This window comes from Arthrobacter sp. Bi26, assembly GCF_918697925.1.
Taxonomy (GTDB): Bacteria; Actinomycetota; Actinomycetes; order Actinomycetales; family Micrococcaceae; genus Arthrobacter.
Window position 1 is genome coordinate 19,454 of the sequence record NZ_CAKKMF010000058.1, and the last position, 14,576, is coordinate 34,029.

13 protein-coding genes are annotated in these 14,576 nt (G+C 68.0%); 9 read left to right on the forward strand and 4 right to left on the reverse strand.

Annotation, left to right across the window (positions count from 1 at the left end):
• Positions 1 to 73 precede the first annotated feature (73 nt).
• Complete coding sequence (locus tag LQV16_RS15415; protein WP_229994778.1) at positions 74 to 2,023, forward strand: FAD-binding monooxygenase; 1,950 nt, start codon at positions 74 to 76, stop codon at positions 2,021 to 2,023.
• 386 nt (positions 2,024 to 2,409) lie between these two features.
• Here the strand turns inward: LQV16_RS15415 and LQV16_RS15420 are convergent, their stop codons facing one another.
• Entirely contained in the window at positions 2,410 to 3,180 is a 771-nt protein-coding gene (locus LQV16_RS15420) for a dienelactone hydrolase family protein (protein ID WP_229994779.1), read from the reverse strand.
• A gap of 106 nt (positions 3,181 to 3,286) precedes the next feature.
• The gene (locus tag LQV16_RS15425) at positions 3,287 to 3,463 is read right to left on the reverse strand and encodes a CsbD family protein (RefSeq protein ID WP_229994789.1); all 177 of its coding nucleotides are present in this window, start codon (positions 3,461 to 3,463) and stop codon (positions 3,287 to 3,289) included.
• Positions 3,464 to 3,640: 177 nt separating this feature from the next.
• Here LQV16_RS15425 and LQV16_RS15430 point away from each other — a divergent pair, with 177 nt between their 5' ends.
• The 6 genes from LQV16_RS15430 to LQV16_RS15455 all read left to right on the forward strand — a co-directional run bounded on the left by LQV16_RS15430 (position 3,641) and on the right by LQV16_RS15455 (position 8,488).
• The gene (locus LQV16_RS15430) at positions 3,641 to 4,114 is read left to right on the forward strand and encodes an SRPBCC family protein (RefSeq protein WP_229994780.1); all 474 of its coding nucleotides are present in this window, start codon (positions 3,641 to 3,643) and stop codon (positions 4,112 to 4,114) included.
• Positions 4,114 to 4,791, forward strand: coding sequence for a pentapeptide repeat-containing protein (locus tag LQV16_RS15435; RefSeq protein WP_229994781.1), 678 nt, complete (start codon positions 4,114 to 4,116; stop codon positions 4,789 to 4,791). The genes LQV16_RS15430 and LQV16_RS15435 overlap by 1 nt, the downstream gene beginning before the upstream one ends.
• Positions 4,792 to 4,900: 109 nt before the next feature.
• Complete coding sequence (locus LQV16_RS15440; protein WP_229994782.1) at positions 4,901 to 6,112, forward strand: acetyl-CoA C-acyltransferase; 1,212 nt, start codon at positions 4,901 to 4,903, stop codon at positions 6,110 to 6,112.
• Positions 6,113 to 6,126: 14 nt separating this feature from the next.
• Complete coding sequence (locus LQV16_RS15445; protein WP_229994790.1) at positions 6,127 to 6,927, forward strand: enoyl-CoA hydratase/isomerase family protein; 801 nt, start codon at positions 6,127 to 6,129, stop codon at positions 6,925 to 6,927.
• Between the two features lie 2 nt (positions 6,928 to 6,929).
• Entirely contained in the window at positions 6,930 to 7,820 is an 891-nt protein-coding gene (locus LQV16_RS15450; RefSeq protein ID WP_229994783.1) for a 3-hydroxyacyl-CoA dehydrogenase family protein, read from the forward strand.
• Between the two features lie 32 nt (positions 7,821 to 7,852).
• On the forward strand, positions 7,853 to 8,488 hold the full coding sequence (locus LQV16_RS15455) for a GNAT family protein (protein WP_229994784.1): 636 nt from the start codon (positions 7,853 to 7,855) through the stop codon (positions 8,486 to 8,488).
• Here the strand turns inward: LQV16_RS15455 and LQV16_RS15460 are convergent.
• Positions 8,473 to 9,309, reverse strand: a complete 837-nt coding sequence (locus tag LQV16_RS15460; RefSeq protein ID WP_229994785.1) for an SGNH/GDSL hydrolase family protein — start codon at positions 9,307 to 9,309, stop codon at positions 8,473 to 8,475. The genes LQV16_RS15455 and LQV16_RS15460 overlap by 16 nt on opposite strands.
• Before the next feature lie 284 nt (positions 9,310 to 9,593).
• On the opposite strand from LQV16_RS15460, the gene LQV16_RS15465 reads away from it, so the two are divergent.
• Together LQV16_RS15465 and LQV16_RS15470 are read left to right on the forward strand one after the other, a co-directional pair.
• Positions 9,594 to 10,274 (forward strand): tyrosine-protein phosphatase, encoded by a 681-nt coding sequence (locus LQV16_RS15465; protein ID WP_229994791.1) that lies wholly within the window; start codon positions 9,594 to 9,596, stop codon positions 10,272 to 10,274.
• A 9-nt stretch (positions 10,275 to 10,283) separates the two neighbouring features.
• Positions 10,284 to 13,112, forward strand: coding sequence for a trypsin-like serine protease (locus tag LQV16_RS15470; protein ID WP_229994786.1), 2,829 nt, complete (start codon positions 10,284 to 10,286; stop codon positions 13,110 to 13,112).
• Between the two features lie 112 nt (positions 13,113 to 13,224).
• Here LQV16_RS15470 and LQV16_RS15475 read toward each other — a convergent pair whose 3' ends face one another.
• Positions 13,225 to 14,433 carry a globin domain-containing protein gene (locus LQV16_RS15475; protein WP_229994787.1) on the reverse strand — a complete coding sequence of 403 codons (1,209 nt, stop codon included), beginning with the start codon at positions 14,431 to 14,433 and terminating at the stop codon, positions 13,225 to 13,227.
• Between the last annotated feature and the right edge of the window lie 143 nt (positions 14,434 to 14,576).

Here is a 14,576-nt window from a genome sequence, read left to right on the forward strand (position 1 = left end):
TATCGAACGTCAAGTTCTAATATCGAACACCACGACGGCGACAGACCGCCACACAACGAAGTGAGGAAAGCCCGTGCATTTCCACCACCACGGTTACGTATCCGGTGACCCGCGAGTCCAGCCGGCCGCCGGCGTCGGCATCGACCGTCCCACGCAGCTTCCGGACGAGGTCGACGTGCTCATTGTGGGCACCGGGCCTGCGGGCATGCTCACCGCCGCGCAACTCTCCCAGTTCCCGGGCGTCACGACCCGGATCGTGGAGCGCCGCGCCGGCAGGCTCGCCATCGGCCAGGCCGACGGCATCCAGGCCCGGAGTGTCGAGACCTTCCAGGCCTTCGGTTTCGCCGAGCGGATCATCGCCGAGGCCTACCGCATCACCGAAATGGCCTTCTGGAAGCCGGACCCCGCGGACCCGTCCCGCATTCACCGCAGCGCCCGCGCCGTGGACGACCCTGCCGGCATCAGTGAGTTCCCGCACCTGATCGTCAACCAGGCCCGCGTGCTGGACTACTTCGGCGAGTTCATGGCGAACTCGCCCACCCGCATGTCGCCGGACTACGGGCTGGAGTTCCGCGGCCTGGAGGTCACCGGTGAAGGCGAGTACCCCGTCACCGTGACCCTCCTGCACACGGCCGGCCCCTACGAGGGCCAGGAACGCACTGTCCGCGCCAAGTACGTCGTCGGTGCGGACGGCGCGCGGAGCAAGGTGCGGGAATCGATCGGCTGCACGCTCGCCGGCGACCAGGCCAACCATGCCTGGGGTGTCATGGACGTCCTCGCGAACACGGACTTCCCCGACATCCGGCTGAAGTGTGCCATCCAGTCCGGCCGGGGCGGCAGCATCCTGCATATCCCCCGTGAAGGCGGCCACCTCTTCCGCATGTACGTCGACCTCGGCGAGGTGGACCCCAACGACAAAGGCGCGGTCCGCAACACCACCATCGAGCAGATCATCGCCAAGGCGAACGAAATTCTCCACCCGTACACACTCGACGTGCGCAACGTCGCCTGGCACAGCGTGTACGAGGTGGGACACCGCCTCACCGACCGGTTCGACGACGTCCTGCCGGAGCAGCGGGGCACCCGCACGCCGCGGGTGTTCATCACCGGCGACGCGTGCCACACGCACAGCGCCAAGGCCGGCCAGGGCATGAACGTCTCCATGCAGGACGGTTTTAACCTGGGCTGGAAGCTCGGACACGTGCTCGAGGGCCGCAGCCCGGAGACCCTGCTGTCCACGTACTCGGCCGAGCGCCAGGTCATCGCGAAGAACCTCATCGACTTCGACAAGGAGTGGTCGACGCTGATGGCGAAGAAGCCCGAGGAGTTCGAAAGCCCCTCCGAGCTCGAGGACTTTTATGTCAGCACCGCCGAATTCCCGGCAGGCTTCATGACCCAGTACGCACCCTCCATGCTCATCGGCGGGCCGGCGCACCAGGACCTGGCCGCCGGGTTCACCATCGGCAAGCGTTTCAAGTCCGCGCCCGTCGTGCGGGTCTGCGACACAAACCCGGTGCACCTCGGCCACCAGGCGAAGGCGGACGGTCGGTGGCGCATCTACGTCTTCGCGGACGCGGCAGCGCCGCAAACGGGCCAGCAGGGCGCGGGCGAGCAGGGCGCGGCGTCGCCCGTCGCCGAGTTCGCCGACTGGATCGCGAACTCGCCGGACTCGCCCCTCGCCGCCACCCCCGAGGGGGCCGACCGTGATGCTTGGTTCGACGTGAACGTGATCTACCAGCAGGACCACACGAACCTCGACATCGGCGCCGTGCCGGCGGCGTTCAAGCCGCAGGTGGGCCCGTTCCAGCTCACCTACCTCGAGAAGGTCTACGCCACGGATCCGACGGCGGACATCTTCGAGCTGCGCGGCATCGACCGCGGCGGCGCGGTGGTGGTGGTGCGGCCTGACCAGTATGTGGCGAACGTCCTGCCGTTGACAGCGACGGCGGAGCTCGCCGCGTTCTTCGCGCCCCTCCTGCGGGCAGGCAACCGCGCCCGTGAATTCCAGAACCACGCGGGCTAAGCGCCGGCCCACGGGCACCCTTCCGATGGCGCAGTGACGCTCCCGCCCAGTTGCTGCTGACCGCACCTCTGCGTACCCGCGAAATCCCGGTGGTGCGTAGAGGTGATGCGGGGTCCGGCACCGAGCAACTGGGATGGAGCGTCGTCACGCGGAAGCAGGGACGAACGCGGACATCCCGCCACACACCGGCCCGGTTCCGCTACGGAAAACGTTCCGTGACACGACAATGGCCCGGCGCTACGGGTATACCAGCAGCGCCGGGCCGTTTGCTCGTCGCCGGCCCGGATCCGTAGCGAATTGCTGGAGCGCTCAGCCCGGGACTGGGTCCCGCGACGTGGCGGCAATCCTGGGGCTCAATTGTCCCTGAGTCGGCGTGTTCGCACGGCTCAGGGCCTCAGGTGCTGGGCGAAGTGGTCCTCGATCCGCTGCCAGGCTTCGGGGGCCGATTCCGGGTCGGGGCCGATGCCCATGACCCGGAACAGTGGTCGCAGCGGCCTCGGCCCGGTCTCCACATCGTTGAGGAAGGCGTGCCCGGCGTGCGGGAATTCCTTGACGTCGTGGGCCACACCCAGGCGGTCGAGCACGGACTCGAGTTTCGCGGCCCCACCACGCAGGGTGCGGTCCTTGCCGCCGAAGTTGGCCACGATCGGGCAGGCCCCGGCGAGGGCCTCCTCCGGGTTCTTGGGGAGCCGGCCGTAGTTGACGGCTGCGGCGTCGAAGCCGTCATTGGCCAGGAGCAGGGCAAAGCCGCCGCCCATGCAGAACCCGATCACGCCGATCTTGCCCGTGGTCCGGCCGGATTCCCGGAGCCAGTCCCGGGCGGTGGCCAGATCGGTGAAGGCCCGGCCCTCGCCCGCAGCCAACGCACGCATGGTGGCCACGAGACAGCGGCGGGCGCCGCCGTCGCTGAAGAGGTCAACCGCCAGCGTCAGGTAACCGGCGGCCGCCATGCGGTTGGCGTGGCGGACGGTAATGTCGTCCAGGCCCAACGCTTCGTGGACCATCAGGACGGCAGGAAAAGGCCCGTCGCCCTCCGGCGTCGCCAGGTAGCCGCGCAGCACCGGCGAACCGCCGGCGGCAGCGCTGGCCCGGCTCAAGTCGACGTTGCTGAGATTCCGGCTGACGCTCTGGCCGTGGTCTGCTTGGGTGCGTGCCATGGTGTCCCCTTTATCGGCTGTGTGGGGCCATTCTCGCAAACGGGCACAAAAAAGCAGCGCCGGACATCCCCCAAAGGAAAATCCGGCGCCGCAAACTTTTTAAGGACTAGTCCTTCTTGAAGGTGTCCTTGACGTTTTCGCCGACCTTCTTCGCATCGGCTACAACCTGGTCCCGCTGGCCCTCGGCTCGAAGCTGGTCGTTGTCAGTGGCATTGCCAGCAGCTTCCTTGGCCTTGCCGCCGAGGTGCTCTGCTTCGTTCTGAATCTTGTCTCCGACGCCCATGGTGTTGGCCACCTTTCGTTTCCGGTTGAAATTCACTGTCCAATCACCATAACACAAAGCATGCTTACTAATTCAAGGGTCTCCCGGGATGATCCTGCGGTGCGTCGACGCCGGCCGCGGCCTGGGCGGTTGGCGCAAGGGTGAAATTCCCCCGGCCCGCGGGCTAGGCTCGAGGTCATGGACCACAAGACCTCTCTCACGCAGCACATCAATGCTCCGGCGGACTCGGTGTGGGCGGTGGTGTCGGACATTCCAGGATCTGCCGCGACCCTGTCCGGCGTCGATTCGATCCAGATGCTCACTGACGGACCTTATGCCGTGGGCACACGCTGGAAGGAAACCCGCACCATGATGGGGCGCTCGGAAACGGTGGAGATGTGGGTTTCCCAGTCCGAGGCGCCGTCGACCGGCCGGGGCGGCAGCACCACGGTGAAAGCCCTCCAGGGCGGCGCCGACTACACCTCCAGGTTCGCACTGGCGGAGCGCGACGGCGGAACGGACCTCACGCTGACCTTCGGCGCCGAAGTCATCAAACCAACCCGGTTCAGCAAGATTATGCTCACCGTGTTCGGCCCGCTCGGGATGCGCATCACCCGCAAGGCGCTGGCCAAAGACCTGGCGGACATCGCCGCCAAAGCCGAGTCCCTGTGATGGTGCGGCGCGCTGCGGCGGACAAGGCTCCCAAGGTCACCGCACCCCGCCTCGAGCCGGTCCGGCCGGGGGAGCTGCGGGACGATCCTGCCCCGGAATTCCGGCGCGGTGTTCGGTACGACGGCGTCCGGTACAGCCGCGCGTCGGCAGACGGCCTGGACCTTGGCGCCACGGACTTCGCCGAGTGCGAATTCGCCGGGGTCTCCTTCAATGAGACGCAGCTGCGCGGTGCCACCTTCCGTGACTGCATCCTGACCGAGGTCTACGCCCCGGTGCTGACGGCGGCCCGGACCAGTCTGCGGGATGTGGAGATCAGCAACCCCCGCTGGGGATCGGCCGAGCTCTATGAATGTGGCTGGCAATCGGTGCGGATCGACGGCGGCAAACTCGACTATGTGAACCTGCGCGGGTCCAAGCTCACGGACGTGCAGATCAGTGACTGCATCATCAACGAGCTGGATCTGGGCTCCTGCACCGCCACGCGGGTCGCCTTGAAGAACTGCACGATCGGCACCCTCGATTTCACCGGGGCCCGGCTCAAGGACTTCGACCTCAGGGGCACCGATTTCCGCACGATCAGCGGCCTGGGCAGCCTGGCTGGCCTCGTGGTCGACGACTACCAGCTCACCCTGCTTGCCCCATTGCTCGCGGCCCATCTGGGCGTCGTCGTCGCGTAATCCGCCGGCATCCGGTTGACCCCCTTGCCCCGCCGTGTAATCTTTATAGAACGAACGGTCGGTAAATTACTCTGCTGCCGGCCCCGCTTTCTTGGTGAAGGATGTTCTCATGGTCGAGGCTTTTCTTGTTGGCGGCGCCCGCACCCCGGTGGGCCGCTACGGCGGCGCCCTCTCCGCAGTCCGCCCCGATGACCTGGCCGCACTGGTGGTTCGTGAGGCTGTGGCCCGGGCCGGCGTCGATCCGGACAGCATCGAGGAAGTAATCCTCGGCAATGCCAACGGCGCCGGCGAAGAGAACCGCAACGTGGCCCGCATGGCCACCCTACTTGCCGGGCTGCCCCTCCACATCTCCGGCATCACCGTGAACCGGCTCTGCGCCTCCGGGCTCAGCGCCATCATCATGGCCAGCCACATGATCAAATCCGGCGCCGCGGACATCGTGATTGCCGGCGGAGTCGAATCCATGAGCCGGGCCCCCTGGGTCCAGGAAAAGCCCCGGACCGCCTTCGCCAAACCGGGCGAAATATTCGATACCTCCATCGGCTGGCGTTTCGTCAACCCGCAGTTCACCAAGGGAGAGCTCTCCCGGGACGGCAAGATGACCTACTCCATGCCCGAGACGGCGGAAGAGGTGGGCCGGGTTGACGGCATCTCGCGGGAGGACGCCGACGCCTTCGCCGTCCGCTCCCACGAACGCGCCCTGGCCGCCATCGCCGCCGGCCGCTTCGCCGAGGAAATCGTCCCTGTGACCGTCAAGACCCGCAAGGGCGAGACCGTGGTGGACACCGATGAGGGCCCCCGCGCCGGCACCACCATGGACGTCCTCGCCGGGCTCCGGCCGGTAGTCAAGGGCGGCTCGATCGTCACGGCAGGCAACTCCTCCACCCTCAACGACGGCGCCTCCGCCATCATCGTGGCCTCCGAAGCCGCGATCCAGAAGCTTGGCCTCACGCCCCGGGCACGCATTATCGACGGCGCCTCCGCCGGCTGCGAGCCCGAAATCATGGGCATCGGACCGGTCCCGGCCACCGAGAAGGTACTCGCCCGTTCCGGCCTCAGCGTCGGGGACCTCGGCGCCGTCGAACTGAACGAGGCGTTCGCGACCCAGTCCCTGGCCAGCATGCGCCGGCTCGGCCTTGACCCGGAGATTGTGAACCGCGACGGCGGCGCGATCTCCCTGGGCCACCCGCTCGGTTCGTCCGGTTCCCGGATCGCGATCACGCTGCTGGGGCGGATGGAACGCGAAAACGCGAAGATCGGCCTCGCCACCATGTGCATCGGTGTCGGCCAGGGCACGGCCATGCTGCTGGAGCGCGTGTAGTGGCGGCCCCGGCACTGGCCCTCGACGCGGCTGGCTTCGGCACGCTCCTGGTCGAAGAGCGCGAGGACCGCGTGGTGGTGGTGCTCAACCGCCCCGAGGTCCGCAACGCGATCGACCAGCAGATGGTCGACGAACTCCACGCCGTCTGCGCCCATCTCGAGCAGCACCCGAAAATCCTTATCATCGCCGGCGCCGCCGGGGTTTTCGCCTCTGGCGCCGACATCGGGCAGTTGCGCGAACGGCGCCGCGACGATGCCCTGCAGGGCATCAACTCCACCATTTTCGTCCGGATCGCCAAGCTGCCGATGCCCGTCATCGCAGCCCTCGACGGCTTCTGCCTCGGCGGCGGCGCCGAACTGGCCTACGCCGCCGACTTCCGGATCGGCACCCCGTCCGTCCGGATCGGCAATCCCGAAACCGGACTCGGCATCCTGGCCGCCGCCGGCGCCAGCTGGCGCCTCAAGGAACTCGTGGGGGAGCCCGTCGCCAAGGAAATGCTGCTGGCCGGTGCCGTGCTGCGGGCAGACCGTGCCCTCGCGGTCAACCTCATCACCGAAATCCACGAACCGTCCGCTCTGATGGCCGCGGCCCACGGGCTCGCCGACCGGATCGCCTCGCAGGACCCGCTCGCCGTCCGGATCACCAAATCCGTGTTCCACGCCCCGGCCGAGGCGCATCCCCTCATTGACCAGCTGGCGCAGGGGATCCTCTTCGAATCCCAGGCCAAGTTCGACCGTATGCAGACTTTTTTGGATAAAAAATCAGTCAAGAAAACAGAGAAGCAGTCAGCCAAAGAATCCGGGAAGCAGAAATAGACATGGGCAACTCCGTACTCCCCGACAGTAACCTTCCCGGCAGCAAGTTTCCCCACTCCGTCGGGGTTCTCGGCGGCGGCCGCATGGGCGCAGGCATCGCCCACGCCTTCCTGATCAAGGGAGCCAATGTGGTGGTCGTCGAGCGCGACGAGGCTTCGGCCGAGGCCGCCCGGGAGCGGGTCGAGTCCGCCGCTGCCAAGAGCCTCGAGCGCGGCGCCGTGGATGGCAACCTGGACGAGATGGCTTCCCGGCTCGCGGTCACGGTGGACTACGACGACTTCGCCGACCGGCAGCTGGTGGTCGAGGCTGTTCCGGAGGACTGGGACCTGAAGGTCACCGCGCTGCGCGGCATCGAGGAACGGCTCGCCGACGGCGCCTACCTCGCGTCAAACACGTCGTCGCTGTCCGTCAACGGGCTGGCCCGTGAGCTGAAGCGGCCGCAGAACTTCCTGGGCCTGCACTTCTTCAACCCGGTGCCGGCGTCGACGCTGATCGAGGTGGTCCTCGGCGAGCAGACTTCCGACGCCCTGGCGCAGGCCGCCCGCGGCTGGGTCGAGGCGCTCGGCAAGACCGCCGTCGTGGTCAACGACGCGCCTGGATTCGCCTCCTCCCGGCTTGGCGTCGCGATCGCCCTCGAAGCGATGCGGATGGTGGAAGAGGGCGTGGCCACCGCCGAAGACATCGACAACGCCATGGTCCTCGGCTACAAGCACCCCACGGGCCCGCTGCGGACCACCGACATTGTGGGCCTGGATGTGCGCCTCGGCATCGCGGAGTACCTGCAGTCCACGCTGGGGGATCGTTTCGCTCCGCCGCAGATCCTGCGGGACAAGGTCGCCCGCGGGGAACTGGGCCGCAAGTCCGGCAAGGGCTTCTTCGACTGGACCAAGTGACCGGCGCGTGACCGTGCCCCTAGGATGGTGCGGTGACTTCCCTGGACCGCCCCGCGATCGCCCCCATCACCCTGACCGGCAAATATGTCGTCCTTGAACCGCTGAGCCCGGACCACCACGACGGCCTCGTCGAGGCGGCCCACGACGGCGAGCTGTGGCACCTCTGGTACACCAGTGTGCCCGCGCCGCAACACATGGCCGCCGAGATTGAGCGGCGCCTGGCCCTGCAGGACAGCGGCGACATGCTGCCCTTCACCACGCGGCTGCTCGACCCCGCCACGGGCACACCGGGCAGGGTGATCGGCATGACTACCTACATGAACATCGACGCCGCAACGCCCCGGGTGGAGATCGGCTCCACCTGGAACGCGGCGTCAGCACATGGCAGCGGCACCAACCCGGACTCCAAGTTGCTGCTGCTGCGGCACGCCTTCGAGACGCTGGGCTGCCCCGCCGTCGAGTTCCGGACGCACTGGCTCAACCACCAGTCCCGTGAGGCGATCGCGCGGCTGGGCGCCAAGCAGGACGGTGTGCTCCGCAGCCACACGCGCAGCACTGACGGGGCGCTGCGGGACACAGTTGTGTTTTCCATCCTGGAACACGAGTGGCCGATGGTCCGGAACGCCCTTGAGTCCAGGCTGGCCAAGCGGCGTCAGGGTGCCGAGTAGGCCTTGGCCCCATTAAGCGAAGCGAAGTACGCCTCGTAGCCCCGGGCATTCGGGTGGAAGTTTTCGGGACTGGCCAGGGCCGAACGGTCGAGATTGATCCACGGGGCTGCTGAGTTCACGCCGTGACCGGCGAAAGCGGCCCGGACATCGACGTACTCCGCTCCGGTGGCCCGGGCGGCGGCGGCGATGGAGCCGTTCAAGCCGTCAGCCAGGAGTGTGGCCTTGTAGATGAACAGGGACATCGGATCAGCCTGACCGGGGGCGACCGGATCGTAGAGGTACGGGTAGCCCGTCACCACAACCTTGGCGTTGGGCGCGGCAGCCTTCACGCGCTGGATCATCGCGGTCACGTCACCGGCCAGTTTATGGCTGGAGATCTGGCCCTCAGCGTAGGCGCTGGCAGCGTCGCAAAGCGGACCCGCGGCGGGATTAACCATGGCGGCGCCGCAGGAGGCGAGGATTTCCGCAAACCGGAGGTTGTTGCCGCCGGCCGTGATGGTGACGAGTTCCGTGCCCTTGTTCAGCTGCCTCAGCTGGGTGTTCACGACGTCTTGGGTCGTCTTGCCGCTGCAGGCCGCGTTCGCGACCAGTTTGATGGATTTCTTGTGGGCAGCGAGTTCGGAATAGGTGTTCTCGCTGCGGTAGCAGTCATCCAGGTACGGCCCCGCCCCCAGCCCGGCGGCGTAGGAGTCTCCCAGCGCGATGTAGTTGGCCTTGTCCACGGCCTGCGCCGGCACCGCCGCCAAACTGGCCGCCACTGCCAGGGTGGCGAGACCGGCCGCAAGAGCCGTTCGCCGGCGTCGAAGTTTCAGAGTTCCCATGGTGTTCTCCTCGGTTGCACGCTGGTTTCAGCGCCCGTGCCGTGAAAGCGTGCCGCGAAGAGGTCTCAGTCCCGGCTGCAGGCGAGCTGAAGTGTGCCCGGCGGCCACCGGGCACACCGCCACCCTATGCGGAAGCGTCGACCCGCACCATGGCAATCGTCCCGTTGTGTATAACTTTTGTGAATCCTCCCGTGGATCGGCACCGGTGCGTGTGTTTAGCTTTCTGGATGACGATTCCTGCCGCGCCCGGAGGCCATGCCAGGGGGACGGCCGTGCCCGGAGCGATGGCGTGGGACGGAGCGGTTAACGCCTGGCACGTCGCCGGCAGCGTGTTCCGGATGGGACGCCGCGAGTGGCTGACCGAGGCCGGCTGGCGGCAGGTGTACGACGGCGGCATCCGGACAGTCGTCGATCTCCGCAACGAAGCGGAAATCCGGCGCCGGGAGACCGACCCGCCGGTGACGGGGGCAGCCTTGGCCGGTTTCGACGTCGTGCTGGCCCCCACCGAAGACCCGGGCAACAGCGAGTTCCGCGAGCTCTGTGTGCCCTACCTGAACGACCCTGTCTGTTATGGCGACAACGCCAGGCTGTTCCCGCACCTGCTGGCCGGCGTCTTTAAGGCAGTGGCGGCCGCGGAGGGCGGCGTGGTCATCCACTGCTCTGCCGGGCGGGACCGGAGCGGCATGATCGCCGCCATGCTCCAGGACCTCGCCGGCGACAGCGACGAGGCCATTGTGCGCGGCTACCAGCGCTCCATGCGGGGCATCAATGAGCACCTCAGGCAGGCGGCTGTCCCGCATCCCCACGAACGGTATCTGCCCGAGGAAGTTCTGGCTCCGCTGCTCCAAACGCGGTCGGAAAGCCTCTTGCGGTTCGTGCGCCACGTGAAGACCGGTGATTTCTTACGCCACAATGGCATAACGGACCGGGAGCTGACTGCCATTCTGGCCAAATTGGGGCGCTAGAGTAACCGGGTGAAGACTCCGACGTACCAGCTGACAGTGCGGGCGGTGGCGGCTGCCGCCATCGCGCTTGCGGGATCGTTCTACGCCGTTCCTGCCCTCGCCGTAACAGGAGGGACGGAACCCGCACCGACAGCGTCGCCGACAGTCTCGCCGTCGGACGCACCGACAGCCCCGCCGTCGGCAACCGCCGGCCCGGCAGCGCCGGTTGATACGACGGCGGCGGCTGGCGCGACAGCCACGGCCGCCGCCGCGACGCGCATCAGCGACGCCGGCCTCGCCGAAGCCGTGCAGCGGGACCTTGGCATGACCCTTGCGGAGTTTGATGCCGCCGGTGCGCTGGCCCGGCGGGCCGCCGACGCCGCTCCCTCCCTGCGGGCCCTCCCCGGCTATGTGGGGATCAGCCTCGCCGGCGGCAAGATCGCGGTTGAAGGCAGCGGCCCCGAGCTCCGGGCCCGCGTGGCCGAGCTGAACCAGTCCGGCACGGCCACGTTCGTGCTTGCCGCCCCTGCCGCCGCCGTTGTCCCCTCGGCCGCGGAGCTCCTTGCCTCCAGCACCCAGCAACTGTTCGAGGCCTACGTCAGCGAGGTCGGGGCCGCAGGGCTGCAGGCCGTCACCTACACCAACGGCCACTTCGTCATCCGCACCGGCGGCACCAACACGGCGCAGTCCATTCCCGCCTCCGGCGCCGCTCCCGCCTCCGGCGCCGCTCCCGCCTCCGGCGGGGATGCGCAGCCAGCGACAGCGCCGGGCACGAAGCCGAAGATGTCCGCGGCGGATTTCGTGGCCCGCTACGCCAACGTGGCACTGGAACAAGGATCGCGGATCGCCACGGAAGAGGACTTCTTTGGCGGCCAGGGGTACATCATTGACGGCCGCACCCTGTGTTCGGCCGGATTCGGGGCCTTCAGCCCCGCGGGCGAGCCCTTGGTCCTGACCGCCGGGCACTGCGCCGCTGACGGTGCCGCGAAGCAGGCCCAGGTTGAAGATCCCGCGGGGGCGCCGGCGGCCGGCGGGGCCGGTTCGGGCGCGGCCGCCGGGACCCTGGGGACCTTCGGGTTCAGCCAGTTCGGCGGTCCGGACAATTCCATAGTGGCTGCGGACGGCACCAACGTCGGCACGGACATCGCCGTCCTCCGGGGTATCCGGAGCAGCTTGGACCTCCAGCCGGCCGTCACGCGGTGGGACAACCCCGCCGATCCGGGGCCGTCGTCCGTGAAGATCGTGGGAACCGTGGCGCCGTTCCAGGGTCAGCCCGTGTGCCGGTCCGGCCGGAGCCTCGGCTGGTCGTGCGGGACCGTGGACTCAGTGGGCACCTGGGTCATCGCCGGACCGAACTCCTTGCCGCCGGACTTTGACAACGATCTCCGGGCGCTGAACGGCTTCGACTCCAGCACGGTCAAGTCCCGCCCCGGGGACTCCGGCGGACCGTGGATCAGCGGGAACTTCGCCGTCGGCATGCACACCGGGGCGGAAAGCGAGGGCGGCGTACAGACGCGGGCCATCGCGACCACGCTCGAGGACGCAGCGGGCCGGGTTCCCGGCGGTGTCCAGCTGCAGCTGTTCCTGGCCAAGCCAACGCTAGCGGCGGCCGCCAACGGAACCGTCACAGCCGGTGAGCCGATTACGGGGCACGTGGGCGCCGGTCCGGCCTCCGTGGTGGCGCCGAATTCCAAGGTCCGCGTCACCGTCCTAGACCAGAAACCAGGCCAGAAACCAGTCCAGAAACCAGGCCAGAAGGACGGTCAGCCGTTGGAAGTGCCCATCGACGCGTCGGGAAACTGGCAGTTCCCCGCGCCGTCGTCGGCCGGGCAGTTCAAGTTCTCGGCTGAAACTGTGAACGAATTCAGCCGCTCCGGGGCAGTCTCGCTGTCCGTCGACGTATCCCGCCTCGCGGCTCCGGCCATCACCTCTCCGGTGGACGGCCCGGCGCTCACCGCCATCGAAACAATCGAGGGCACCGGCGAAGCCGGCCGCACGGTGCGGCTCTCCGGCGACTTTACTGGGACCGGACTGGTCGCCGCAGACGGCCGCTGGAGCATCAAGGTGGCCGATCAGCCGGTCTTCGGAAAAATTTCGGTCACGGCGGTGCTCACGGCCCCCGGGCAGGCGGACAGCCCCTCGGTGACCCGCGCCTACTCTGTCATTCCGCCGGTTCCGGCGGTGTCGAACCTCCGGGACGGCAAACGCCTGCGCCAGGATGCCCTGCCCGCCGGCATCTCGGGCACCGCCATTGACGGTGCCGACGTGACCGCGGCGGTGGATGGGGTGGCCATTGGATCAGTCCTGGCCGGTGCTGGCAATGCTGGTGCCGGCGGTTCCGGCGGTGCGGGGGCGCGGGCCGCGCTGCAGCAGCGGATTCCGCAGGACCTGGCCGGCGGCGCCCGCTGGAGTGTCCCGTTCCCCGCCGGACTGGCCACTGGAGCGCACACGCTGACGGTTACGCAGGCCATTGACGGTGTCGCTTCGCTTCCGGCCGCCGTGGCGTTCACCGTCGACGCCGCACCTGTTTCCGCGGGTACCCCGGACGAGACCCCGGCAAACAGCCCGCCGGCAACGCCCAGCCAACCGACAGTCCCGCAGCAGCCGGTCAACCCGGCCGGAGCTCCCGCCGAGCCGGCCAACCCGGCGCAGGCGCCCGTCCCGCCGTCGGACACTTCCGTCATTGTGGGCGGCGAAGCACCGGACGGTGCGGCACCAGACGGCACGGCGGCAGGCGATGCGGGCCAGTTGGCCAGCACGGGTGCCGGCGGGCTCCTGCCCGCCGCAGGACTCGGCGCCGGGGCCCTGCTGCTCGGCGCGGCCTTCGTGGCGTTCGGCCGGCGCCGGGCGGGCCGCTAGCGGCGGACTCCAGGCCCGGCTCGCTGCAAAGCTGCGGGGTCGCCGTACGGTTACGGCGACCCCGCAGCTTTTGGGCGACCCCGCGAGTTCGGGGCCGAACAGCGAGCCGCGGCTACTGGAAATCAGCCAGCCAGAGATCCGGGCCGAAAACCTCGTATTGAATGTCCTTGGCCGGTACACCACCAGCAATCAAGGCGCTGCGAACCGACTTCAGGAACGGCAGGGGACCGCAGAGGTAGTACTCGGCGTCGTCGGGGAGTTCCACCGCTCCGACGTCCATGAAGCCGGAGAACTCGGATCCGGAGTCACTTCCGCCGACAGTGGGATTCAGGAACCACGTCCTCAACGTCCCGTCCGGCAAGGCAGCCAGATCCTCCGTGACCTGCCCCCGAAGTGGGAAGGACGCCTCGCTGTCGTCGGCATGCAGCATTATCACCTGCCGCTGGGAACCGGACTTGACGAGGTGCGACAGCATTCCGGCCATCGGGGTGATCCCGATCCCCGCGCTGGCCAGGACCAGGGGCCGGTCCGTGTACTCCAGCACCACATCGCCGAAGGGTGCCGAGAGCTCCACCTCGTCGCCCACCCGGACCTCATTGTGCAGCAGATTGGACATCTCGCCGTCGGGGGTCCCGAGTCCTTGGACCCGCTTCACCGCGAACTGCCGGTGCTGGCCGTCGTCGGCCTTGGTCAGGCTGTACTGCCTGGGCTGGTGGACGCCGTCGTGCATTTGCATCTTGATCGTCACGTACTGCCCCGGCAGGGAAGGCTTGACGTCGCGCTCGTCGGTACGTTCGACGACGAACGAGACGACGTCGTCTGTCTCCTGGATCCGCTGCACCACCCGCCATGTCCGCCAGATGGTTTCGGGGGAGAGGTGCACGGCGTTGTACAGCCCGCGCTCCTTGTTGATGAGCAGGTTCGCCAGCAGCCAGTAGACCTCGTCCCAGGCGGCGGCGACCTCGGGGGTGACGGCATCCCCCAGGACATCCACGATCGCCCACATGAGGTGGTCGTGGACAACCTGGTACTGGTCCGGGCTCAGGCCCAGCGAGACGTGTTTGTGGGCCACCCGGGAGAGCAGATGGTCCGGCACCTGATCCGGTTTCTCCACGAGCATGGTGGCGAATGCCGCGATGGATCCGGCGAGTGCCTGCTGCTGGCGGCCGTCCGCCTGGTTTCCCCTGTTGAACAGGCCGTCCAGGAGGTCCGGCCGTGCCTCGAACATATGTTTGTAGAAGCGCTTGGCGATCTCCTCGATGTGCTCGCCGACTACGGGAAGCGTTGCCTGGATGACAGGAAGTGAGGTGTCTGAGAGCATGGTGGATCCCTTCCGGTGCGACCGGTGCAACCCGTCGGTGGCGGGCGACTCAGCACTACCAAGCTAACAGCCGGGGCAACGGGCCTTCCGGGTCGATCGGCCCTACACCGACGGGGGCGACCGGTGTAGGCGGCGTTCACGCC